General features: G+C 74.6%; 1 protein-coding gene. It reads left to right on the top strand.

Annotated elements, in window-relative coordinates; all coding sequences use genetic code 11:
• Positions 1-44: 44 nt before the first annotated feature.
• Positions 45-26,618 (top strand): type I polyketide synthase, encoded by a 26,574-nt coding sequence (locus H4696_RS18220; protein ID WP_192782386.1) that lies wholly within the window; start codon positions 45-47, stop codon positions 26,616-26,618.
• Positions 26,619-26,626: the final 8 nt, after the last annotated feature.

The raw sequence follows: 26,626 nt of genomic DNA, 5'->3' as shown, positions 1-26,626 counted from the left end.
CGGGGCGCACCGCTCGCCGTCGTGTCGGGATGGGTTGCTGATTCATGGACAACGAACAGAAGCTGCGGAGCTACCTCAAGCGGGCGAGCGCGGACCTTGTGCGCACCCAGCAGAAGCTGGCGGAGCTCGAAAGCCGCGCGGCCGAGCCGATCGCGATCGTCGGGCTGGGCTGCCGCTACCCCGGCGGCGTCGCCGGGCCCGAGGACTTCTGGGAGCTGCTGAGCACCGGGCGTGACGGCGTCACCGGGCTGCCCGCCGACCGCGGCTGGGACCTCGGCGCGCTCGCCGCGGACGGCGGCGAGGCCGCGATGTCCGGCGGCTTCCTGCTCGACGCGGCCGAGTTCGACGCGGGCTTCTTCGGCATTTCCCCGCGGGAAGCGGCCGAAATGGACCCGCAGCAGCGGATCCTGCTCGAAACGGCGTGGGAGGCGATCGAGCGCGCGGGCATCGTGCCGTCCGCGCTGAAGGGCACCCGCACCGGCGTGTTCGTCGGCGCGATGGCGCAGGAGTACCTGACCGGCGCGGCGGGCCCGTCCGAGGGCTTCCTGCTGACCGGCAACACGAACAGCGTGCTGTCCGGCCGGCTCGCCTACGTCCTCGGGCTGGTCGGCCCGGCGGTCACCGTGGACACGGCGTGCTCGTCGTCGCTGGTCGCACTCCACCTGGCCGCGCAGTCGCTGCGGTCGGGCGAGTCGGAGCTGGCGCTGGCCGGCGGCGTGACGGTGATGTCCGCGCCGACGACGTTCGTCGAGTTCAGCCGCCAGGGCGGGCTGTCCCCGGACGGCCGCTGCCGCTCGTTCGCCGACTCCGCCGCCGGCACCGGCTGGGCCGAGGGCGCGGGCGTCCTGGTGCTGGAGCGGCTGTCCGACGCGCGGCGGCACGGGCACCCGGTCCTCGCCGTGCTCCGCGGCAGCGCGGTCAACCAGGACGGCGCCACCAACGGGCTCACCGCCCCGAACGGCCCGTCCCAGCAGCGCGTGATCCGCGAGGCGCTGAAGGCGTCCGGGCTCGCGCCCGGCCAGGTCGACGTCGTGGAGGCGCACGGCACCGGCACCACGCTGGGCGACCCGGTCGAAGCGCAGGCCCTGATGGCGACCTACGGGCAGGACCGCGACCGCGCGCTGCTGCTCGGTTCGGTCAAGTCGAACTTCGGGCACACCCAGGCCGCCGCGGGTGTCGCCGGGGTGATCAAGGTCGTCCTCGCGATGCGTCACGGCGTCGTGCCGCCGACGCTGCACGTGGACGCGCCGTCGTCCCATGTGGACTGGACGGCCGGGAGCGTCGAGCTGGCGACCGCGGCGACGCCGTGGCCGGAGACCGGGGAACCGCGCCGCGCCGGGGTTTCCTCGTTCGGGCTGAGCGGGACGAACGCGCACGTGCTCGTCGAGCAGGCGCCGGCCGTTGAGGAGCCGGCGCGGGAAAACCTCGCGCGTCCGGTGCCGATCCTGGTCTCGGGCAAGTCCGAGGAAGCCGTGCGGGCGCAGGCTGCCCGCCTGGCCGACGTGCTCGAGCGGGGAACTCCGCTCGCCGACGTGGCTTTCTCCGCCGCCACCGCGCGGACCGCCTTCGCCGTCCGGTCCACTGTGGTCGGTGCGGACCCCGCCGCCGTCGTGGCGGCCTTGCGCGACTTGACCGGCTTCGCTTCGCCGCGGGCGAAGGCCAAGACCGCGTTCCTGTGCACCGGCCAGGGTTCCCAGCACCTCGGGATGGGCCGGGCGCTGCACGGCGCGTACCCGGTGTTCGCGGCCGCGTTCGACGAGGTCCTCGACCGGCTCGAGCCCGGGCTGCGGGACGTCGTCTGGGGCGCCGACGCGGATCGCCTCGCGGACACCGCCCAGGCCCAGCCGGCGATCTTCGCCTTCGAGGTCGCGCTGTTCCGGCTCCTGGAGTCGTGGGGCGTGCGGCCGGACGTCCTGGCGGGCCATTCGGCCGGGGAGATCGCCGCCGCACACTGCGCCGGGGTGCTCTCCCTCGACGACGCCTGCGCGCTGGTGTCGGCCCGCGCCCGCCTGATGGGCGCGCTGCCCGCCGGCGGCGCGATGATCGCCGTGCGCGCGTCCGAAGAGGACGTCCGGGCGGCCTTGGTGGACGGGGTCGACATCGCCGCCGTCAACGGGCCGTCGTCGGTGGTGGTGTCCGGTGTGGAGGATGCCGTCCTCGCGGTCGCCGCGCGCTTCGAGCGCACGACCCGGCTGCGCGCGTCCCACGCGTTCCATTCGCACCTGATGGACCCGATGCTGCCCGCGTTCCGCGAGGTCGTCTCGGGCTTGGCGTTCGCCGAGCCGTCGGTGCCGGTGGTGACCGCGGGCGACGTCACCGATCCGGAGTTCTGGGTGCGGCACGTCCGCGACGCCGTCCGCTTCGGCGACGTCCTCGCCCGGCTCGCGGAGTCGGGCGTGCGGCGGTTCGTCGAGGTGGGGCCGGAAGCCGCGCTGACGCCGCTGGTCGACGTGCCCGGCGCGCTCGCCGTGCCGGTGCTGCGCAAGGACCGCGACGAGCTCACGTCGGTGGCCGAGGCGCTCGGCCGGCTGCACGGCGACGGCGTCGCCGTGGACTGGACCGCGTACTTCGCCGGGACCGGCACCCGGGTCGAGCTGCCCACGTATGCCTTCCAGCGGCAGCGGTTCTGGCCGCGCGACACCGGCCGCGCCCGCGGTGACCTGCGCTCGGCGGGGTTGCGCAGCGTCGACCACCCGCTGCTGGGCACGGCGGTCGAGGTCGCCGACGCCCACGGCCTGCTGCTGACCGGCCGCCTCGACGCGGGCACGCACGCGTGGCTCGCCGACCACCGCGTCGGCGGCGCCGTCGTCGTGCCCGGCACCGCGCTGCTGGAACTGGCCGTGCGCGCCGGCGCCGAGACCGGCTGCCCGGACGTCGAAGACCTGACGCTGACCCGCCCGCTGGTGCTCGGCGCGGCGGGGGAGCGGGTGGTCGTGCAGGTCTGGGTCGGCGCGCCCGACGAGCGCGGCCGCCGCCCGGTCGCCGTCCACTCGCGACCCGACGGCGAGGTCGGCTGGACCTCCCACGCGGTCGGCCGGCTGGCCGAGCGGATCGACACCCCGGCGGACGTCCCCGCCGCCTGGCCGCCCGCGGACGCCACCGCCGTCGACCTCACCGGCTTCTACGACGAGCGCGAGTACGGCCCGGCGTTCCAGGGGCTGCGCGCCGCCTGGCAGCACGGCGACGACGTCTTCGCCGAAGTGGCGCTGCCCGACGACGTCGAGGCCGAGACCTTCGACCTGCACCCGGCGCTGTTCGACGCGGCCCTGCACGCCGCGGCCTGCTTCGCGGGCCCGGGTGGCGTGCCGTTCTCCTGGCAGGACGTCGCCGTGCGCGCGGTCGGCGCGACCGCGCTGCGGGTCGCGATGCGCAAGACCGGCGACGACACCCTGGCGCTTTCGCTGTCCACGCCCGAAGGCGACGTCGTCGCGACCGTCGGATCCCTCACCGTCCGTCCGATCTCGACCGAAGCGCCGGTGACCGGCGGCAGCGTCTACCGGGTGGACTGGACCGAACCGGTCACCGGTGTCACCGACGCCGACGCCGATGTCGTCACGCTGTCCATTCCGGACGGAACTCCGCCCGAGGCCGCCCGTGCGCTCGCGGGGGAGGCCCTGGAGTTGTTGCGGGAGCGGCTGACCGAAGACGCGCGCAGGTTGGCGCTGGTCATTCCGGCCGAGCTGCCCGCCGCCGCGGTGCGCGGGCTCGTGCTGGCCGCGCAGCAGGAACACCCGGGCCGGTTCGTCCTGATCGAGTCCACTGAGGACGTACCGGCCGAGGTGCTGGAGACGGCGCTGTCGACCGGCGAACCCCGGCTCCTGGTCCGCGACGGGCGCGTCCTGGCGCCGCGGCTGGTGCGCACGGCGACCGGCGAGGCACACGGCTGGAACCCGGACGGGACCGTCCTGATCACCGGCGGCACCGGCGAGCTGGGCCGGGTGCTGGCCGCGTACTTGGTCCGCGAGCACGGCGTCCGGCACCTGCTGCTGGCCAGCCGCCGCGGTGACGCGCCGGATGGCCTGCTCACCGAGCTGGCCGGGCTCGGCGCGGACGTCACGGTGGTCGCCTGCGACGTGAGCGACCGCGACGCCGTGGCCGCCCTGCTGGCCGGGATCCCGGCCGCGCACCCGCTGACCGCCGTCGTGCACGCCGCCGGCGTCCTCGACGACGGGCTCCTCGACACCCTCGACGCCGACCGGATCGCGAAGGTCCTCGCGCCGAAGGCCGACGCCGCCTGGCACCTGCACGAGCTGACCCGCGACCGCGAACTCGACGCGTTCGTGCTGTTCTCCTCGCTGGCGGGCACCCTCGGCGCGGCCGGGCAGGCCAACTACGCCGCGGCCAACGCGTTCCTCGACGCCCTCGCCCAGCAGCGCCGGGACGCGGGGCTGCCCGCGGTGTCGCTGGCGTGGGGACCGTGGGGCGGCGAAGGCATGGCGGGCGGCGCCGGCGGCCGGTTCGCCCGGCTGGGCATCCCGGCGCTGACCGAAGCCGAAGGCCTCGCCCTGTTCGACGCCGCGCTGACGACCGGCGAGCCCGCCGTCGTGCCGGTCCGCTTCGACCTGCCGGTGCTCGCCGCGCAGCCGGAACCGCCGGCCGTGCTGCGTGCGCTGGTCGGCACCCGCCGCACGGTACGCGCCGCGGGCGGGGCCGGGCGGCTGGCCCAGCAGCTGTCCACTTTGGACGACGCCGGTCGGGCCGCGCGGGTGACCGACCTGGTGCGCCGCGAGGTCGCCGCCGTGCTCGGGCACGCGGGCGCCGGGGCGATCGACCCGGCGCGGTCGTTCGCCGAGCTGGGCTTCGACTCGCTGACCGCGGTCGAGTTGCGCAACCGGCTCGACGCGGCGACCGGCCTGCGTCTCTCCGCCACGACGGCGTTCGACTACCCGTCCCCGGCCGCGCTCGCCGGCCACCTGCGGGACCGACTGCTGGGCGCCGACGACGGCGGCCCGGCCGTCACCCGGACCGCGGTCGCCGACGACGACCCGGTCGTCATCGTCGGCATGAGCTGCCGCTTCCCGGGGGACATCGCGTCGCCGGAGGACCTCTGGGCGGCGGTGGCCGAGGGGCGCGACACGACGTCGCCGTTCCCGGTCAACCGCGGCTGGGACCTGGGCGCGCTGTACCACCCGGACCCCGACCACGCGGGCACGTCCTACACCCGCGAAGGCGGTTTCCTGCACGACGCGGGCGAATTCGACGCCGGGTTCTTCGGCATGAGCCCGCGCGAGGCCGAGGCGACGGACCCGCAGCAGCGCCTGCTGCTGGAGGCGTCCTGGACGGCGATCGAGCGCGCCGGGATCGACCCGCGGACCCTGCGCGGCAGCGCGACCGGCGTGTTCGCCGGCGTGATGTACAACGACTACGGCCTGGTGCTGGCCGGGGGTGACTTCGAAGGCTTCCAGGGCAGCGGGACGGCGTCCAGCGTGGTGTCCGGCCGGGTCGCCTACGCGCTCGGCCTCGAAGGACCCGCGGTCACCGTGGACACGGCGTGCTCGTCGTCGCTGGTCGCGCTGCACTGGGCGGCGCACGCGCTGCGGTCGGGCGAGTGCTCGCTCGCGCTGGCCGGCGGCGTGACGGTGATGTCCACGCCGAACTCGTTCGTCGAGTTTTCGCGGCAGCGCGGCCTTTCCCCGGACGGCCGCTGCCGGTCCTACACCGACGAGGCCGACGGGGTCGGCTGGTCCGAAGGCGTCGGCGTGCTGGTGCTGGAGCGGCTGTCGGACGCGCGCCGGCACGGGCACCGCGTGCTCGCCGTCGTGCGCGGTTCGGCGGTCAACTCCGACGGCGCGTCCAACGGCCTGACCGCGCCGAACGGGCCGTCGCAGCAGCGGGTGATCCGCGCCGCGCTCGCCGTCTCTGGTCTGTCCACTTCGGACGTCGACGTCGTCGAAGGGCACGGCACCGGAACGACGTTGGGTGATCCGATCGAAGCCCAGGCGCTGCTGGCGACCTACGGGCAGGACCGCTCGACGCCGCTGTTGCTGGGTTCGGTGAAGTCGAATATCGGGCACACACAGGCCGCGGCCGGGGTCGCCGGGATCATCAAGATGGTCCTGGCGATGGAACACGGCACGGTGCCGGGTTCGCCGCACGCGGGGACGCCGTCGTCCCATGTGGACTGGACGGCCGGCGCGGTGTCACTGGCTTCGTCGGCGACGCCGTGGCCCGATGCGGACCGGCCGCGGCGCGCGGGTGTCTCGTCGTTCGGCATCAGCGGGACCAACGCGCACGTGGTGCTGGAAGCGGCTCCCGAGGTTTCGCCGTCGCCCGTCGAGACCCTCGAGGATGCTCCGCTGCTGCTCTCGGCCCGGACCGCCGAGGGGCTGCGGGCCCAGGCCGCGAACCTTTCCCGCGTCGACTTCCCGCGCGGTGACCTGGCGTGGTCACTGGCGACGACGCGGACGGCGTTCGAGCACCGGGCGGTCGTGCTCGGCCCGGACGTTCCGCTGGCGCTTTCGGCGTTGGCCGCCGGTGCGCCGGCGCCGGGTGTGGTGAGCGGCGTCGTCACCGACGGCGGGCTCGCGTTCGTGTTCCCCGGCCAGGGCGCGCAGCGGCTCGGGATGGGCCGCTCGCTGGCCTCGCGGTTTCCGGTGTTCGCTTCGGTGTTCGCGGACGTGCTCGACCGGTGCGACCCGGGCCTGCGCGACGTCGTGTGGGGTGACGATCCGGCTGTGCTGGAGCGGACCGGGAACGCGCAGCCGGCGCTGTTCGCGTTCGGCGTGGCGGCGTTCCGGCTGCTGGAGTCGTGGGGCGTGCGCCCGGACGTCGTCGCCGGGCACTCGGTCGGCGAGATCGCGGCGGCGCACGTTTCCGGGGTGCTGTCGCTGGAGGACGCGTGCGCGCTGGTGTCGGCTCGCGCCCGCTTGATGGAGGCGTTGCCTGCCGGTGGCGCGATGGTCGCGGTTCGGGCGTCCGAAGAGGACGTTCGGGCGGCGCTTGTGGACGGTGTCGACTTGGCGGCCGTGAACGGCCCGGAGTCGGTGGTGCTGTCGGGTGACGAGGAGGCGGTGCTGGCGGTTGCGGCCCGTTTCGGGAAGACGACGCGGCTTTCGGTGTCGCACGCGTTCCATTCGCACCTGATGGACCCGATGCTGGACTCGTTCCGGTCCGTGGTTTCGTCGTTGACATTCTCTTCGCCGACGTTGTCTTTTGTTTCTTGCGGTGACGTGTGTTCGCCGGAGTACTGGGTCGAGCACGTGCGCGCGACGGTGCGGTTCACAGAGACGGTCGCGGATGTGGCGTCGACGTACCTGGAGCTGGGGCCGGACGGGACGCTGTCGGCGTTGCTGGACCGGCCTGGGACGGTGCCGCTGCTGCGCAAGGACCGTCCTGAGGTGGAGTCGGCTCTTGTCGCACTGGCCACGGTGTACACGCGCGGCTGTGCGGTGGACTGGCGTGCGTTCCTGGGCGGCGGGCGGACGGTGGACCTGCCGACTTACCCGTTCCAGCGCGAGCACTACTGGGCGGCGGCCGTTCCGCGGACTCCTGAGCAGGCGGAGGGGCCGCTTTGGGAGGCGATCGGCCGCGGGGATGCGTCCGAGCTGGCGGGGCTGCTGGATCTGGGGGAGGAGCAGCGGTCGTCTTTGGAGACCCTGCTCCCGGCGCTGAGCGGCTGGCGTGACCGCCGTGCGGCCGAGGAGACGGCGAAGTCTTGGCGGTACCGCACGGACTGGACATCGTTCCGCACGGCGGAGGCACCGGTGCTGAGCGGCCGTTGGCTGCTGGTGACGGCTGGTGCGGAGGAGGGCACGGAGGTCGAGTCGGCGCTGGTCGCGCACGGCGCGACGGTGACCCGCATCGCGACCTCGAACCAAGACACCCTTGACCGCACCACCCTTGCCGCCGCGCTGGCCGATGCCGGACCGGCCGAAGGCGTCATCCACCTCCCGGCCGCCGGGGACCGCGGGCTGCAAGATCTCCTCACCCTCGTCCAAGCCCTCACCGACGCCGACCTCGGGCTGCGCCTCTGGTGCCTCACCTCCGGCGCCGTCTCCACCCCCGGTGACCACGGTCCCGACCCCGTCGCCGCGCGGATCTGGGGGTTCGGGCGGACCGTCGCGCTCGAACAGCCCGCGCTCTGGGGTGGCCTGATCGACCTGCCCGCCACCCTCGACCTCCCCACCGGCCGCCGCCTGGCCGCCGTCCTGACCGGCACGAACGGCGAAGACCAAATCGCGCTGCGGCCCCAAGGCGCCCTCGGCCGCCGCATCGTGCGCTACCGGCCCGCCGAAACACCCGGGCGCTTCCGAGCCCGGGGCACCGTCCTGATCACCGGCGGCACGGGCGCCCTCGGCGCGTCCGTCGCCCGCTGGCTCGCGAACGCCGGCGCCGAACACCTCGTGCTCGTCAGCCGCCGCGGCCCAGACGCTCCGGGTGCCGGAGAACTGGAAGCGGAACTCACCGCGGCCGGCGCGCGGGTCACCATCGCCAAGGCCGACGTCGGGGACGAAAACGCCGTCGAAGCCCTGCTCAACCAACACCCCGACCTCACCGGCGTCGTGCACACCGCGGGCATCGCGCAGGCCATGGACCCCGTCCACACCACGGACTTCGCCGAGCTGACCCGCGTGATGGCCGCCAAGACCACCGGCGCCGCCCACCTCGACGCCCTCCTCGCCGGCCACGACCTCGACTTCTTCCTGCTCTTCGGCTCCGTCGCGGGCGTCTGGGGCAGCGGGGGCCAAGCTGCCTACGCCGCCGGGAACGCCTACCTCGACGCCCTCGCCGAAGCGCGCCGGGACAACGGCCGCCGGGCGACGTCCATCGCCTGGGGAGCCTGGGCCGAGGAGGGCATGGCCACCGACGAGCACGTCGCCGGGCAGCTGAGCCGCCGCGGGCTCGGGTTCTTGCCGACCGACAACGCCCTCGCCGAGCTGGAACGCGCCCTCGTGCGCGACGACACCACCGTCGTAGTCGCCGATGTCGCCTGGGACACCTTCCTGCCCGTCTTCACCGCCACCCGCGCCACCCGGCTCTTCGACGCCTTCGCCGAGGCCCCGCCCGCCGCCGTGACCGCCGCGGTCAGCGCCTTCGCCGCCCGCTTCGCCGGGATGTCCGAGGACGAACGCGACCGCGCGCTGCTCGACCTGGTCCGCACCGAGGCCGCCGCCGTGCTGGGGCACGTCACCGCGGACGCCGTCGCCGAAGAACGCGCTTTCCGCGACCTCGGCTTCGACTCGCTCACCGCCGTCGAGTTCCGCCGCCGCCTCGCCGACGCCACCGGCCTGGCCCTGCCCGCGACGCTGGTCTTCGACCACCCGACCCCGCTCGGCCTGGTCGCCTTCCTGCGCACCGAGATCGACGGCTCCGGCACCGCCGACGCCGTCGCCGCCGCGACCGGGGCCACCGACGAGCCGATCGCCATCGTCGGCATGGGCTGCCGCTTCCCCGGCGGGGTCACCACGCCCGAGGAACTCTGGGCACTGGTCACCGGCGGGGTGGACGCGATCTCGGCGTTCCCCGGCGACCGCGGCTGGGACGCCGCCGGCCTGTTCGACCCCGATCCCGAACGCGGCGGCAAGACCTACTCGACACTGGGCGGGTTCCTCGAGAACGCGGCCGAGTTCGACGCCGGCTTCTTCGGCATCTCGCCGCGCGAGGCGCTGTCGATGGACCCGCAGCAGCGCCTGCTGCTCGAAGTGTCCTGGGAGGCCTTCGAACGCGCGGGCGTCGACCCGGCGGCCGTACGGGGGAGCCGGACCGGCGTGTTCGTCGGCTCCAGCTTCCAGGACTACGGCGTCGCGACCGGCGACGGCACCGAAGGCCACCTCGTCACCGGCACCATCCCGAGTGTCCTTTCCGGACGGTTGTCCTACCTGTTCGGCTTCGAAGGCCCGTCGGTCACCGTCGACACGGCGTGCTCGTCGTCGCTGGTCGCGCTGCACCTGGCGTGCCAGTCGCTGCGCTCCGGCGAGTCCGAGCTCGCCATCGCCGGCGGGGTCACGGTGATGGCCTCGCCCGACCCGTTCGTCGCGTTCAGCCGCCAGCGCGCGCTCGCCTTCGACGGCCGCTGCAAGGCGTTCTCCGACGAAGGCGACGGCATGTCCCTCGCCGAGGGCGCCGGGATGCTCGTGCTGGAACGGCTTTCCGAGGCCCAGCGTCTCGGCCACCCGGTCCTCGCCGTCGTGCGCGGCACGGCGGTCAACTCCGACGGCGCGTCCAACGGCCTCACCGCGCCCAACGGCCCGTCGCAGCAGCGGGTCATCCGCCAGGCGCTGGCCAACGCGGGACTCGAACCGTCCGAAGTGGACGCGCTCGACGCGCACGGCACCGGCACCGCGCTCGGCGACCCCATCGAAGTCCAGGCGCTGCAGGCCACCTACGGCCGCGAGCGCGAACGGCCGTTGCTGATCGGCTCGGTGAAGTCCAACATCGGGCACACCCAGTCCGCCGCCGGGGTCGCCAGCCTGATCAAGATGGTGCACGCCATGCGCCACGGCGTGTTGCCGCGCACCCTGCACGTCGCCAAGCCGTCCACGAAGATCGACTGGACGGCCGGGGCGATCGAGCTGCTCGCCGAGGAGACGGCCTGGCCGGAGACCGGGCACCCGCGCCGCGCCGGCGTTTCGTCTTTCGGCATCAGCGGCACCAACGCCCACGCGATCATCGAGGCCGCGCCCGCGGTCGAAGAAGCTCCGCGGCCGCCGCATTCCGGACCGGTCGTGTGGCCCCTGTCCGCGAAGAGCGCGTCCGCGCTGAAGGTCCAGGCGGCGCGGCTGCTGGACTTCGTCGACGAGCAACGCCCGGTCGACGTCGGCTGGACGCTCGCGCACCACCGCACGACGTTCGAACAGCGCGCCGTGGTCGTCGGTGAGGACGTCACCGACCTGCGGCGCGGGCTGGCCGCGCTCGCCGGGAACGCCGCCGACCCCGCGCTCGTGCAGGGCTCGGCCAAGCGGTCCGGCGCGCCGGTGTTCGTCTTCCCCGGCCAGGACTCGCAGTGGCCGGGCATGGCGCGCGAACTCCTGACCACGTCGCCGGTGTTCGCCGCACGGCTGGCCGAGTGCGCCGCCGCGCTCGACCCCTTCGTCGACTGGAAGCTGGCGGACGTCCTGCACGACGACACGGCGACCGGCGTCGACGTCGTCCAGCCCGTGCTGTGGGCGGTGCTCGTTTCGCTGGCCGAGCTGTGGCGCGCGCACGGCGTCGAGCCGGTCGCGGTGCTCGGGCACTCCCAGGGCGAGATCGCGGCCGCGTGTGTCGCGGGTGCACTGTCCCTTGAGGACGGTGCCCGCGTGGTGGCGCTGCGCTCGAAGCTGATCGCCGAGCGGCTGTCCGGGCACGGCGCGATGCTGTCGGTCGTCGCGGGCGGCGACGAAGTGCGGGCGCTGATCGGCGACCTGGCCGACCGGATCGCCGTCGCCGCGGTGAACGGGCCGCGCTCGGTCACGGTGTCCGGCGAGCCCGCCGCGCTGGCCGAACTGGAAGTCCGGCTCGCCAAGGCCGGGCTGATGCGCTGGCGGCTCGACGGCGTCGACTTCGCCGCGCACTCGCCGCAGGTCGACGGGATCGCGGCCGAGCTGGCGGAGCTGCTGGCCCCGGTTTCGCCGCGGGACACCGGCGTGCGGTTCTACTCGACGGTGACCGGCGGGCTCGTCGAGCCGGCCGAGCTGACGGGTGACTACTGGTGCCGGAACCTGCGCGGCACGGTCGAGTTCGCCGCGGCGCTGTCGGCCGCGGTCGCCGACGGGCACTCGGTGTTCGTCGAGTCGAGCCCGCACCCGGTGTTCGGCATGGCGATCGGCGAACTCGCCGAGACCGCCGGTGTCCCGGTGACCGCGCTCGGCACCCTGCGCCGTGACGACGGCGGGGTCGACCGGTTCCTGAAATCCCTCGCGGAGGCGCACACCCGCGGGGTGGCGGTCGACTGGGCGGACGCCCTCACCGGCGGCCACCGGATCGACTTGCCCACTTACGCCTTCCAGCACGAACACTACTGGGCCATCGACGAAACCGAAGCGACGTCGACAGCCCCGGCCGACGACGAACTCTGGCAGGCCATCACCCGCGACGACCGTGCCGGGCTCACGAATCTCCTGGAGCTGGACGAGCGCCAGCAAACCGCGCTCGAGGACCTGTTGCCCGCGTTGTCGGCGTGGCACGCCCGCCGCGACGAAGAGTCTACTGTGGACTCCTGGCGGTACCGGATCGCCTGGCGCCCGGTCCGCCCGGCCGGGACGACGCTGTCCGGCACCTGGCTGGTCCTCGGCGACGGCGAAGACGTCGCGAACGTCCTGCGCGAGCACGGCGCCGACGTGCGCGAGACCGACGACCTCACGCCCGGGAACCTCGACGGCGTCACCGGGATCGTGTCGCTGCTCGCGGCCGACCACACGCCGACGGACCACCCGGGCCTCGACCGCGGCCTCCTGCGCACGCTCTCGCTCGTCCAGGCCGTCGCCGGGATCGAGCCCGCGCCGCGCGTGTGGGCGCTGACCCGCGGGGCCGTCTCCACCGGCCCCGCCGACCCCGTCCGCGACCCCGCCCAAGCCCAGGTCCACGGCCTCGGCTGGTCCGCCGCGCTCGAACACCCCGCGCACTGGGCCGGGCTCGTCGACCTCCCCGAGACCCTCGACGCGGCCGCCGCCCGGCGGCTCGTCGCCGTGCTCGCCGGGGCCGGGGACGAAGACCAGCTCGCCGTCCGCTCCGGGGGCGTCTTCGCCCGGCGGCTCGTGCCCGCGCCGGTCACCGGTCCTGCCCGGCGCCCCTGGCGCGCCCACGGCACCGCCGTCATCACCGGCGGCACCGGCACCCTCGGCCCGCACCTGGCCCGCTGGCTCGCGGCCGAAGGCGCCGAGCACATCGTCCTCACCGGACGCCGCGGGCCGGACGCCCCCCACGCGCAGGCCCTGCTGGACGAACTGGGCACGTCGGCCGAGGTGGTCTCGCTCGACGTCACCGACCGGCAAGCCGTCGCCGAGCTGATCGGCAGGCTCAAGGGCGAGGGACGACGGATCACCACCGTCGTGCACACCGCCGCCCACATCGCGCTCGCCCCGCTCACCGGCACCGACGCGACCGCGTTCGCCGAGGTCCTCGACGCCAAGGTCACCGGCGCGACGAACCTCGACGCCGTCCTCGACGAGCTGCTCGACGAAGGCGAACTCGAGCACTTCGTCCTCTACTCCTCGACCGCCGGCCTGTGGGGCAGCGGGGATCACGGCGCCTACTCCGCCGCCAACGCCCACCTCGTCGCCCTCGCCGAGCAGCGGCGTGCCCGCGGGGTGCCCGCGACCACCGTCGCCTGGGGCATCTGGGCCGACGACCGCGAGCTGGGCCGCGTCGACCCGGGCCGGATCCTGCGCAGCGGCCTGCGGTTCATGGAACCCCGCCTCGCGCTGGCCGGGCTCAAGCGCGCGCTGGCCGACGACGAAACGTCGCTGCTCATCGCCGATCTCGACTGGGACCGCTACCACCCGGTGTTCACGTCGGTGCGGCCCAGCCCGCTGTTCTCCGAGCTGCCGGCCGTCCGCCGGCTCACCGAAGCGGCCGACGACACCGCGGACGCCTCGGCGTTCGCGGGCCGGGTCCGTGCACTGCCCGCGACCGCCGGCCGCCGGCTCGTCGTCGATCTCGTGCGGGCCGAAGCGGCCGCCGTGCTCGGCCACTCCGGTGGCGACGCCGTCGAGGCCGACCGCGCCTTCCGCGAGCTGGGCTTCGACTCGCTCACCGCGGTCGACCTGCGCAACCGCCTCGAGGTCGTGACCGGGCTCAGCCTGCCCAGCACCGTCGTGTTCGACTACCCCAACGCCGACACGCTCGCCGGGTTCATCCTGTCCACGTTGGACGGTTCGGTGGGCGGCGAGACCGTCGTCGCGGCCACCGCCGTCGACGAGCCGATCGCCATCGTCGGCATGAGCTGCCGGTTCCCCGGCGGGGTCACGTCGCCGGAAGCGCTGTGGGACCTGGTCATCGGCGGCGGCGACGCGATCTCGTCGTTCCCGCCCGACCGCGGCTGGGACGCCGCCGGGCTGTTCGACGCCGACCCGGACCGCAGCGGCAAGACCTACTCGACGCTCGGCGGCTTCCTCGACGGCGTCGCGGACTTCGACGCCGGCTTCTTCGGGATCTCCCCGCGGGAAGCCCTGTCGATGGACCCGCAGCAGCGCCTGCTCCTCGAAGTCGCCTGGGAGACCTTCGAACGCGCGGGCGTCGACCCGGCCGCGGCGCGAGGGAGCCGGACCGGCGTCTTCGTCGGCGCCAGCTACCAGGACTACGCCTCGACCGTGCTCAACGCGGCCGAGGGCTCCGAAGGCCACATGATCACGGGTGCGGTGTCGAGTGTCCTTTCCGGCCGGATCGCCTACCTGTTCGGGCTGGAGGGCCCGGCCGTCACGCTCGACACGGCGTGCTCGTCGTCGCTGGTCGCGCTGCACCTGGCGTGCCAGTCGCTGCGTTCGGGGGAAAGCTCGCTCGCGCTCGCCGGTGGCGTCACCGTGATGGCGACGCCGGCGCCGTGGATCGGGTTCAGCCGCCAGCGCGCGATGGCACCCGACGGCCGCTGCAAGGCCTACTCCGACGACGCCGACGGCATGAGCCTCGCCGAGGGCGTCGGGCTGGTGCTCGTCGAGCGCCTTTCGGACGCGCAGCGCAACGGCCACGAGATCCTCGCGGTCGTCCGCGGCTCGGCGATGAACTCCGACGGCGCGTCCAACGGCATGACCGCGCCGAACGGCCCGTCCCAGCAACGCGTGATCCGCCAGGCACTGGCGAGCGCCGGCCTGTCCACTTCGGATATCGACGCGGTCGAGGGCCACGGCACCGGCACCCCGCTCGGCGACCCGATCGAGGTCCAGGCGCTGCAGGCCACCTACGGCCGCGACCGCGAGCGGCCGCTGCTGCTCGGCTCGGTCAAGTCGAACCTGGGCCACACGCAGATGGCGTCCGGCATCGCCGGGGTGCTCAAGCTCGTCATGGCCATGCGCCACGGCGTGCTGCCGAAAACCCTGCACGCGGACACGCCGTCATCGCACATCGACTGGTCGAGCGGCACGATCCGGCTGCTCGACGAAACCGCCGAGTGGCCGGAGACGGGCGCGCCCCGGCGGGCCGCGGTGTCGTCGTTCGGCTTGAGCGGGACGAACGTCCACACGGTACTGGAGCAGGCCCCCGAACCGGCCGCGGCGCCGGAGCCGAGGACGCTCGGGACCGTGCCCGTGGTGGTCTCGGCCCGGACACCGGAAGCTCTCCGCGCCCAGGTCGCCCGGCTCGAAGCGTGGCCCGGCGAACCGGCCGACATCGCTTTCACCCTGGCCACGGCTCGCGCGGACCTCAGCCACCGCGCGGTCATCCTGGCCGCCACCCGCGACGAGATCCAAAGTGGACTCAAGGCGATCGCCGACGACGAACCCGCCGCGCACGTCCTGCGCGGCACGTCGGCCACCCGGCCCACGACGGCGTTCCTGTTCACCGGTCAGGGCAGTCAGCGGCCCGGCGCCGGACGGGAGCTGTACGAGCGGTTCCCGGTGTTCGCCGAGGCCCTCGACGAAGTCCTCGCGCACCTCGGACTGGATCAGCGGCTGCTCTTCAGCGAGCCGGAAGCGGAGCAGCTGAACGAAACCCGGTACGCCCAGCCCGCGCTGTTCGCGATCGAAGTCGCGTTGTTCCGGCTCCTGGAGTCCTGGGACGTGCGGCCCGACCACGTCGCCGGGCACTCGGTCGGCGAGATCGCCGCCGCGCACGTCGCCGGGGTGCTGTCCCTGGCCGACGCGGCCACGCTGGTGCAGGCGCGCGGCCGGCTCATGCAGGCCCTCCCGGCCGGTGGCGCGATGGTCTCGATCCGCGCGAGCGAGGCCGACGTCCGCGCGCAGCTTCCGGAGAGCGGCGACATCGCAGCGGTCAACGGCCCTGAGTCCATTGTGGTCTCCGGACGTGAAGAAGCCGTGCTCGCGTTCGCGGAGCGGTTCGAGAAGACCAAGCGGCTGACCGTGTCGCACGCGTTCCACTCCTCGCTGATGGAGCCGATGCTGGACGAGTTCCGCGGCGCCATCGCCGGGCTCACCTTCTCGGCGCCGGAGCTGCCGTTCGTGTCCACCGTCGCCGGCGCGGACCTCGCCGACGGCCCGGACTATTGGGTCCGCCACGCCCGTGAGGCCGTCCGGTTCGCCGACGCGCTCACGACCCTGGACGAAGCCGGGGTCACCGCCTACGTCGAACTCGGGCCGGACGCGGTCCTGTCCGCGATGTCCACCGCGAAGCCGATGCTGCGCAAGGACCGGCCGGAGGAGGAGACCGTCGCCGCGGTGCTCGCCGATCTGCACGCGCGCGGCTACCGGCCGGACTGGGCCGCGTTCTTCGCCGGGACCGGCGCCCGCCGGATCGACTTGCCCACGTATGCGTTCCAGCGGTCTCGCTACTGGCCGGAACCCGCACCCGCGACACCGGAAGCCGACACCGGTTTCTGGACCGTACTGGAAGCGGCGGACGTCGAAGAGTTGTCGACCACATTGGACGTCGACCGGGACGCGCTCGGCACCGTGCTGCCCGCGCTCACCGCGTGGCGCCACCGCGTGCGCGAAGAGTCCGAAGTGGACGAATGGCGTTACCGTGTGGTCTGGAGCCCGGTCCGCGCCGAGCCCGCCGCGCCCAGCAGGGTGCTGGTCGTGGCCCATGATGACCCATGGGCGGACTCGGTCGCCGAAGCCATCGGCGGTACCCGGGTCGAGCCGGGCGCTGAGCTTCCTGAAGCCGACTACGTGCTTTCGCTCTTGTCCGACCCCGCCGAATCGCTGCACTTCGCGCGGGAACTCGGGGACAAGGCTCCACTGTGGTGGGGCACCCGCGGCGCCGTCAGCACCGGCGCGGCCGACCCCGCGCCCGACCCGCATGCGGCCGCGCTCTGGGGCCTCGGCCGCGTGCTGGGCCTGGAACAGCCGCAGCGCTGGGGCGGGCTCGTCGACCTGCCCGAGGTCCTCGACGCCCGCGCGGTCGGCCGCCTCTTCGCCGTCCTGCGCGGGATCGGCGACGAAGACCAGGTCGCCATCCGTCCCTCGGGCGTCTTCGCGCGGCGGCTCACCACCGCACCAGCCGGCCGTATAACGGACTACACCCCGCGGGGCACGGTGCTGATCACCGGCGGCACGGGCGGCCTCGGCGCGGAGATCGCGCGACGGCTGGCCGAAGCGGGCGCCGACCACCTCGTCCTGCTCAGCCGCCGCGGCCTGGACGCCCCGGGCGCGGCCGAGCTGGCCGCCGAGCTGAACGCGACCGTCGAGGCCTGCGACGTCACCGACCGCGACGCGCTGGCCCGGGTCATCGAGGCGATCCCGGACCTGACCGCCGTGGTGCACACGGCGGGCGTGGTCGACGACGGCACCACGGATTCCTTGACCGTGGAACAGTTCGCGACCGTCTTCGAGGCGAAGTGCGTCGGCGCGGAGCACCTCGACGAGCTGACCGCTGACCTCGACCTCGACGCGTTCGTGCTGTTCTCCTCGACCGCCGGCACGTTCGGCGCGGCCGGGCAGGGCAACTACGCGGCCGCCAACGCCCACCTCGACGCCCTTGCCGCTCGTCGCCGGGCCGCCGGCCGGGTCGCGACGTCGATCGCCTGGGGACCGTGGGCGGGCGCCGGGATGCTCGGCGGGGACACGGGCGTGCAAGACCGCGTCGGCCGCGGCGGGCTCGCGCTGCTGCCGCCGGACCGGGCCGTGGCCGCGATGCGCCGGGCGATCGGCGCCGGGGACACCGAGATCCTGATCGCGGACATCGACTTCGCGAAGTTCGTGCCCGCGTTCACGATCGGCCGGCCGTTCCCGCTGCTGGCCGACCTGCCAGGGGCGAAGGCCGTCCTCAGCGAAGCCCGGGAAGCGGGTGAGCGCGGCGACCTGCGCGGCACCCTCGCCGGGCTGCCGGCCGCCGACCGCGAGAAGCACCTGCTCGGCCTGCTGCGCACGCAGGTCGCGATGGTGCTCGGCCACGCCGACGCCGGGGCGGTGGCCCCGGACGCCGCGTTCGCCGACCTCGGGTTCGACTCGCTCACCGCGGTCGAGTTGCGCAACGGCATCGGCGCGGCGACCGGGCTCGCGCTGCCGTCGTCGCTGGTGTTCGACCACCCGACCCCGCGCGCGCTCACGACGTTCCTGCTCGGCGAACTGGTCGGCGCGGACACCCCGGTCACCACGACCGTCACCACCCGCGCCACCGCCGACGACCCGATCGTGATCGTCGGCATCGGCTGCCGTTTCCCCGGCGGCGTCACCTCCCCGCGCAAGTTCTGGCAGCTCCTCGAAGACGGCGGCGACGCGATCGGGCCGTTCCCCGCCGACCGCGGCTGGGACCTCGCGAAGCTCGGCGACGGCCACGGCGGGTTCCTGCCCGACGCGGCCGGGTTCGACGCCGGCTTCTTCGGCATCTCCCCGCGCGAGGCCCTGGCCATGGACCCGCAGCAGCGGCTGCTGCTGGAGACGTCGTGGGAGTCCCTGGAGCACGCCGGGATCGACCCGGCGAGCCTGCGCGGCACCGCCACCGGCGTGTTCGTCGGCACCAACGGCCAGGACTACACCGGGCTGCTGCTCAACTCCGACGCCGACGTCGCCGGGCACATGGCCACCGGCACCACGGCGAGTGTCCTTTCCGGACGGTTGTCCTACACCCTCGGCCTCGAAGGCCCGGCGGTCACGGTCGACACGGCGTGCTCGTCGTCGCTGGTCGCCCTGCACTGGGCGGCCCGCGCGCTGGCCGACGGCGAGTGCTCCCTGGCGCTGGTCGGCGGTGTCACCGTGATGACCAGCCCGTTCTCGTTCACCGAGTTCGACGCCCAAGGTGGCCTCGCCGCGGACGGGCACTGCAAGGCCTTCTCCGACGATGCCGACGGCACCGCCTGGTCGGAAGGCGCAGGTGTCCTCGTCGTCGAGCGGCGGTCCGACGCACTCCGGCACGGCCACGAGATCCTCGCCGTGGTGCGCGGCTCCGCGATCAACCAGGACGGCGCTTCGAACGGCCTCACCGCGCCGAACGGCCCGTCGCAGCAGCGCGTCATCCGCGCCGCGCTGGCCGACGCCAATCTGTCCACTTCGGACGTCGACGTCGTGGAGGCGCACGGGACCGGGACGACGCTGGGTGACCCGATCGAAGCCCAGGCACTGCTGGCCACCTACGGGCAGGACCGTGAGATTCCGGTGCTGCTGGGGTCGGTGAAGTCCAATCTCGGGCACACCCAGGCCGCCGCGGGTGCCGCTGGGGTGATCAAGATGGTGCTCGCCCTCGGTCACGCGGTGGTGCCGAAGACGCTGCACGTCGGCGAGCCGTCGTCCCATGTGGACTGGACGACCGGGGCCCTGAACCTGGTCACCGAGGCGACTCCGTGGCCGGAGACGGCCCGCCCGCGCCGCGCCGCCGTGTCGTCCTTCGGGGTCAGCGGCACTAACGCGCACGTGATCCTGGAAGCCCCGCCCGCGCGGGAGGTCGTTCCTGGGACCGCGCCCACGGTGGTGCCGTGGCCGGTGTCCGCGCGTTCGGCGGCGGCCTTGGACGTCTTGGTGTCCACTGTGGAGGGCGACGCACTCGACACCGGGTTCACCCTGGCTACCGGACGGGCCGCGTTCGACCACCGGGCCGTGCTGGTCGACGGCGAGGTCGTGAGCCGGGGAGTGGCCCGCGAGCGGGTCAGCGCTTTCCTGTTCTCCGGTCAAGGTGCTCAGCGCCTGGGCATGGGCCGCGAGCTGTACGCGCGGTACTCGGTGTTCGCCGACGCGTGGGACGAGGTCTGCGCGCACCTCGGGATGACGCTGGGCGACGTCGCCTGGGGCGAGGACGCGGCGGAGCTGGACCGGACCGGGTGGGCACAGCCCGCGTTGTTCGCGTTCGAGGTCGCCGCGTTCCGGCTGCTGGAGTCGTGGGGTGTCCGCCCGGACTTCGTCGCCGGGCACTCGGTCGGCGAGGTCGCCGCGGCTCACGTGGCCGGGGTGCTCTCCCTCGAGGACGCCTGCACGCTGGTCGCCGCCCGGGCCCGGCTGATGCAGGAGCTGCCCGAGGGCGGCGCGATGGTCGCGCTGCGGACCGCCGAAGCCGACGTCCGGGAGCGGCTGACCGACGGGGTCGCGATCGCCGCGGTCAACGGCCCGCAGTCCGTCGTGCTTTCCGGGGACGAAGAAGCCGTGCTCGCGGTGGCCGAAACCTTCGGCGGCGGACGGCGGCTCACCGTGAGCCACGCGTTCCACTCGCCGCTGATGGACCCGATGCTGCCCGCGTTCCGGGACGTCGTGACCCGGCTGCGGTTCGCGGCCCCGGTCATCCCGCTCGTCACCGAGGGCGATGTCACCGATCCCGAGTACTGGGTGCGGCACGTCCGCGAGACCGTCCGCTTCGGCGACGCCCTCGACCGGCTGGCCGAGTCCGGGGTCTCGCTGTTTGTCGAGGTCGGGCCGGACGCCGCGCTGACGCCGCTGGTCGAACCGGCCGACGACCGCGTGATCGTGCCGCTGGCACGCCGCGGCCGGTCCGAAGAGGACAGTGCGGCGATCGCGCTGGGCACGCTGTTCACCGCAGGCGTGAACCCGGACTGGGCCGCGTGGTTCGCCGGCACCGGCGCCTGCCGCGCCGAGCTGCCGACCTACCCGTTCGAGCACGAGCGGTTCTGGCCCGAGGTGGTCACGAGCGGCCCGGCCGACGACGGCTTCTGGGCCTCGGTCGACCGCGCCGACACCGCCGGGCTGGCGGAGCAGCTCGCCGTCGACCCGGCCGCGCTCGACGCCGTGCTGCCCGCCCTCGCCACCTGGCGGCGCAAGCAAGCCGAAGCGGCCGCGGCCGACGACCTGCGCTACCGGATCACCTGGCAGCCGGTCACCGTCGCCGAATCCAAGCCCGCGAACATCGTGGTCGTGCCTGGCGACGACGTCGAGTGGGCGGACCGGGTCACCGAAGCCCTCGGGGCCGGTCGCGACCTGGCCGACGCCGACGTGGTCGTCTCGCTGCGGGAAACCGTTGCGGGCACCAGGGAACTCCTGGCCGAGGTCGACGTCCCGGTCTGGTGCGTGACACGCGGCGCCGTCGCGGTCACCCCGGCCGAGCGCGTCGACGGACCGGCCGCGCTGTGGGGCTTCGGCCGCGTCGCCGCCCTGCACGACCCGCAGCGGTGGGGCGGGCTCGTCGACGTCCCGGCCGAATTGGACACCCGTACCGCTGCCCGGCTGCGTGCGGTGCTCGGCGGGGACGAAGACCAGGTCGCCGTCCGCGCGGCCGGGGTTTACGGCCGCCGCCTGACCCGCGCCGCCACCGGCGGGGAGCGCTGGGAACCGCGCGGCACCGTGCTCGTCACCGGCGACGGCCCGGCCGCACTGCTCGCCGACCAGTTGACCGGTGTCGACGTTGTCCGCGATCCGGCCGCACTGGCGTCCCCGCCGGACGCGGTCATCCACAGTGGAAGTCTCGAAGAGGCAAGGCAGTACGCCGAGTGGCCCCTGGAAGCTTTCGTCCTGCTCACCTCGGTCGCCGGGGTCTGGGGCGTGCGCGGCCGCGGTGACGAAGCCGCCGAGGCCGCCGAACTGGAGGCCTTCGCGCGGCAACGGCGTGACCGCGGCGAACCCGCGTCCGTCGTCGCCTTCTCGGCCTGGGCGGGCACCGGCGAGGACGAAGCCCACCTGCGCGACAGCGGGCTGCCCGTGCTCGACCCGGCCGCCGCCACCGCCGCACTGCTCGCCGCCGTCCGGTCCGCGGACCTCACCACGGTCGTCGCCGACGTCCGGTGGGAGCGCTTCGGCCCGGCGTTCACCGCGGCCCGGCCGAGCCCGCTGCTGTCCCCGCTGTTCACCCCGGCCCCGGCCACCGGGCCCGGCCTGCGCGACCTGGCCCCGGGCGAGCGGTCCGACGCCGTCCTGGACCTGGTCCGGACCGCCGCCGCGACCGTGCTGCGCCACACCGGCACCGACCGGATCGAACCCGACCGCGCGTTCGCCGCGCTGGGCTTCGACTCGCTGACCGCGATGGACCTGCGCACGGCCCTGAGCGCCGAGACCGGGCTACGGCTCCCGGCGACCCTGGTGTTCGACCACCCGACCCCGCGCGAGCTGACCGCGTTCCTGCTGGCCGAGCTGTTCGGCGAGGAGGAGGAAGCCACCGAGGTGGCCCCGGCGGCGCTCGGCGACGACCCGGTCGTCATCGTCGGCATGAGCTGCCGCTACCCCGGCGGCATCGCCTCGCCCGAGGACCTCTGGCAGGCGGTCGTCGACGAATGGGACGTCGTCGGCGGCTTCCCGGCCGACCGCGGCTGGGACCTGGCCACCCTGACCGGCGACGGCCCGGGCAGCAGCGCCGCCAAGGAAGGCGGCTTCCTGCACGACGCGGCCGAGTTCGACCCCGGCTTCTTCGGCATCGCGCCCCGCGAAGCGATCGTGATGGACCCGCAGCAGCGGCTCGTCCTCGAGGTGGCGTGGGAAGCCTTCGAACGCGCCGGCATCGACGCCACCGGCCTGCGCGGCGGCGACACCGGCGTCTACATCGGCGGCGGCTCGGGTGACTACACCCCGCCCGCCGACACGCCGGGGCACCAGGCCACCGCGCAGGCGGCCAGCCTGCTGTCCGGCCGCGTCTCCTACGCACTCGGGCTGGAAGGCCCGTCGGTCAGCGTCGACACGGCTTGTTCGTCGTCGCTGGTCGCGCTGCACCTGGCCGCGCAGGCGCTGCGGGCGGGGGAGTGCTCCCTCGCCGTGGCCGGCGGCGTGATGGTGATGTCGAGCCCCACCGGGTTCGTCGAGTTCGGCGAGATGGGCGCGCTGTCGCCGGACGGGCGCTGTAAGGCGTTCGCCGACGCGGCCGACGGCACCGGCTGGTCCGAAGGCGTCGGCATGATCGTGCTGGAACGCGAGTCCGACGCCCGCCGCCACGGCCACCGGATCCTCGCCGTGGTGCGGGGTTCGGCGGTCAACTCCGACGGCGCGTCCAACGGGCTCACCGCGCCCAGTGGCCCGGCCCAGCAGCGCGTGATCAAGCGCGCCCTGGCCGTGTCCGGACTGGCACCGTCCGAAGTGGACGCCGTGGAGGCGCACGGCACCGGCACGAAGCTCGGCGACCCGATCGAGGCGCAAGCCCTGCTGGCCACCTACGGCCGCGAGCGCGAACGGCCGCTGCTGCTCGGCTCGGTCAAGTCCAACCTCGGCCACACCCAGGCGGCGGCCGGCGCGGCCGCGGTGATCAAGATGGTGCTGGCCATGCGGCACGGGCTGCTGCCCAAGACGTTGCACGTGGACAAGCCGTCGGAGCACGTCGACTGGTCCGCGGGCCGCGTCGCGCTGCTGACCGAGAGCCAACCGTGGCCCGAGACCGGGCACCCGCGCCGGGCCGGGATCTCCGCGTTCGGCGCCAGCGGCACCAACGCCCACCTGGTGCTGGAGCAGGCGCCGCCGGCGGACCCGCGCCCGGCCGCCGCCCCGGCGACCGTGCCGGTCCGGCTGTCCGCGCGGACCGGCGAAGGCCTGCGCGTCCAGGCCCGGGCCCTGCGCGACCACCTGGTCGCGCACCCCGAGCTCGCGCTGCCCGACATCGCCTTCTCGGCGGCGGCGACCCGCGCCTGGTTCGAGTCGCGGGCGGTCGTCGTCGCCGGGGACCGCGAAGAACTGCTGACCGGGCTCGGCGCGCTCACCGCCGGGACGCCGTCGCCGCTGGTGCACACCGGCAAGCCCACGACCGGGAAGCTTGCGTTCCTGTTCTCCGGCCAGGGTTCGCAGTACCCGGGCATGGGACGGGACCTCAACGCGCGGTTCCCGGTGTTCGCCGCCGCGTTCGACGAGGCCTGCGCGCACCTGGATCTCGACCTGCCCGGCCCGCTCCGGGACGTCGTCTTCGGCGACGACGCCGACCTGCTGGCCCAGACCCGGTGGTCGCAACCGGCGGTGTTCGCCGTGGAGGTCGCGCTCTACCGGCTCGTCGAGTCGTGGGGCGTGCGGCCCGATTACCTCGCCGGGCATTCGATCGGCGAGTTCGCCGCCGCGCACGCGGCGGGCGTGCTGTCGCTGGCCGACGCGGCCCGGCTGGTCGCCGCCCGCGGCCGGCTCATGCAGGAGCTGCCGGCCGGGGCGATGGCCGCGCTGCAGGTCACCGAGACCGAGGCGGAAGAGCTGATCAGCGGGCGGCCGTTGTCGATCGCCGCGGTCAACGGACCCGAAGCGGTGGTCGTCTCGGGTGACCCGGACGCGGTCGCCGACGTCGCGGGCCTCGTCGCGGCCCGCGGCCGAAAGACTAGACATTTAAGGGTCAGCCACGCGTTTCACTCGTCGCATATGAACGCGATGAGGGACGAATTCGAGCGGATCGCCGCGGGGGTGCAGTTCGCCCCGCCGGCGCTCCCGGTCGTGTCCACCGTCACCGCGTCCCCGGTCACCGGCGAGCTGGGCACGGCGGCGTACTGGGCCGACCACGTCCGGCGTCCGGTGCTGTTCGCCGGCGCCGTCGCCGCGCTCGACGGGCTCGGCGTCACCAAGTACCTGGAACTGGGCCCGGACAGCACGCTCGCCGCGCTCACCCGGACGCTGACCGGCGAATCCGCCACCGTGACCGCCGCCCTGCGCGCCGGCCGCGAAGACGAGCCGACGCTCGTCTCGGCACTCGCCCGGCTCGACGTCGGCGGCACGCCGGTCGAGTGGGCGGACCTGTTCGACGGCGCCCGGCCGGTCGACCTGCCCACCTACCGGTTCCACCACGAGCGGTTCTGGCCGGACGCCCCGGCCGCGGCCGTCACGCCGGACTTCCTGTCCGGGTTGGACGCCGACGTGCTCGCCAAGGAGATCGACGTCGACCGCGCCGCGCTCGACGCCGTGCTGCCCGCCTTGCTGGACCTGCAAACCCGGCGCGCCCAGCAGTCCACTGTGGATGAGCTGCGGTACCGGGTCACGTGGAAGCCGCTCGGCGGTGCCCCGGGTGCGGTGCCGGACGGCAAGTGGCTGGTCGTCGTGCCCGCCGGCTTCGCCGAAGACCCGTGGGTCGCCGGCGTGGTCACCGCGCTCGGTGCCGAGGTCACCGGCCCGGAGACCTTGACTGCGGCGCTCGACGGTGTCACCGGCGTCGTTTCCCTGCTGGGCCTGGACGAATCGACGCCGACCGCGGGTGCCGCGGCCACGACCGCCTTGCTGCAGGCCCTCGCGGGCACCGGCAGCGCGGCCCGGCTGTGGTGCCTGACCCGTGGCGCGGTCACCGCCGTGCCGTCGGACCGGGTCGCCTCGATCGCGCAGGCCGCGCTCTGGGGCCTCGGCCGAGTCGCGGCGCTGGAGCAGCCGCACCGCTGGGGCGGCCTCGCCGACCTGCCCGCCGACCTCGACGAACACGCCTTCGCCCGGCTGGGCGCGGTGCTCGCCGGGACCGAAGACCAGGTCGCGGTGCGCGCGGCGGGCGCGTTCGCCCGGCGGCTCGTGCGCGCTCCGGCCGGTCAGCCGACGCGGGCGTGGCAGCCCCGCGGCACCGTCGTCGTCACCGGCGGCACCGGCGCGCTCGGCAAGCACGTCGCCCGCTGGGCACTCGCCGAAGGCGCCGCGCGGGTCGTGCTCACCGGCCGCCGCGGCCCGGACACCCCGGACGCCGTCGCGCTGCTGGCCGACCTGGGCCCGCGGGCGTCGGTCGTCGCCTGCGACCTGACCGACCCGGCCGCCGTCCGCGACCTGCTGACCCCGGACGTCACCGCGGTGATCCACGCCGCCGGTGTCCTCGACGACGGCGTGCTCGAGGGCTACGGCCCGGACCGGTTCGACGCCGTGTTCGCGGCGAAGGCCGAGTCCGCGCTCGTGCTCGACCGCGTCTCCCGGGACCTGAACCTCGACGTCTTCGCGCTGTTCTCCTCGGCGTCCAGCTCGGTCGGCAACGCCGGCCAGGCCAACTACGCCGCGGCGAACGCCGTGCTCGACGCCGTCGCCGAACGGCGGCGCGCGGACGGGCTGCCCGGCACCTCGATCGCTTGGGGCGCTTGGCGGGCGGGCATGGCCGAGACCGCCGACGCGGCGGCCCGGGCCCAGCGCACCGGCACCCGGCCGGTGGCGCCGGAGCTGGCGCTCGCCGCGTTCGCGCAGGTCGTGTTCGCGGCCGACGCGGCGCCGGTGGTGGCCGACATCGACCACGCCACCTTCCTGCGCGCGTTCACCGCGGCCCGGCCGGCGCCGCTGCTGACCGACCTGCCGGAGTACCACCGGCTCACCGCGGAAGCACCGGCCGACGCCGGCGTCGTGCTGCGGGAGCGGCTGGGCAAGCTGCCGGCGGCCGACCGCGAGAAAGCCGCGCTCGACGTCGTCCGCACCCAGGTCGCCGCGGTGCTCGGGTTCGCCGGGCCGCACGCGGTCGACCCGGAGCGGCCGTTCTCCGGGCTCGGCTTCGACTCGCTGTCCGCGATCGAGCTGCGCAACCAGCTCGCCGCGGCGACCGGGCTCGACCTGCCCGCGACCCTCGTGTTCGACCAGCCGTCCCCGGCCGTGCTCGCCGCCGACCTGGTGCGGCAGCTGGCCCCGGACACCGAGGACCCGGACTCCGAGCTGCGGGCCCTGCTCGCGGCCGTTTCCCCGGCACGCCTGCGCGAAAGCGGCGTGCTGGACACCCTGCGCCGCCTGGCCGGGCCCGACCCGGCCGGGGACGAGGCCGCCGACATCGACGGCATGTCGGTCGACGACCTGGTCCGCGCGGCGCTCGACGGCGAGGCCACCTGACCCCGATG

Origin of the sequence: Amycolatopsis lexingtonensis (assembly GCF_014873755.1) — a bacterium.
Taxonomy (GTDB): domain Bacteria; phylum Actinomycetota; class Actinomycetes; order Mycobacteriales; family Pseudonocardiaceae; genus Amycolatopsis; species Amycolatopsis lexingtonensis.
Note: the sequence above shows the minus strand (reverse complement) of the source record. Positions and strands in the feature narration are given on the sequence as shown.

Excerpts from the sequence above, each read along its gene's own strand:
- H4696_RS18220 (WP_192782386.1), top strand. The coding sequence starts at position 45 with ATGGACAACGAACAGAAGCTGCGGAGCTACCTCAAGCGGGCGAGCGCG.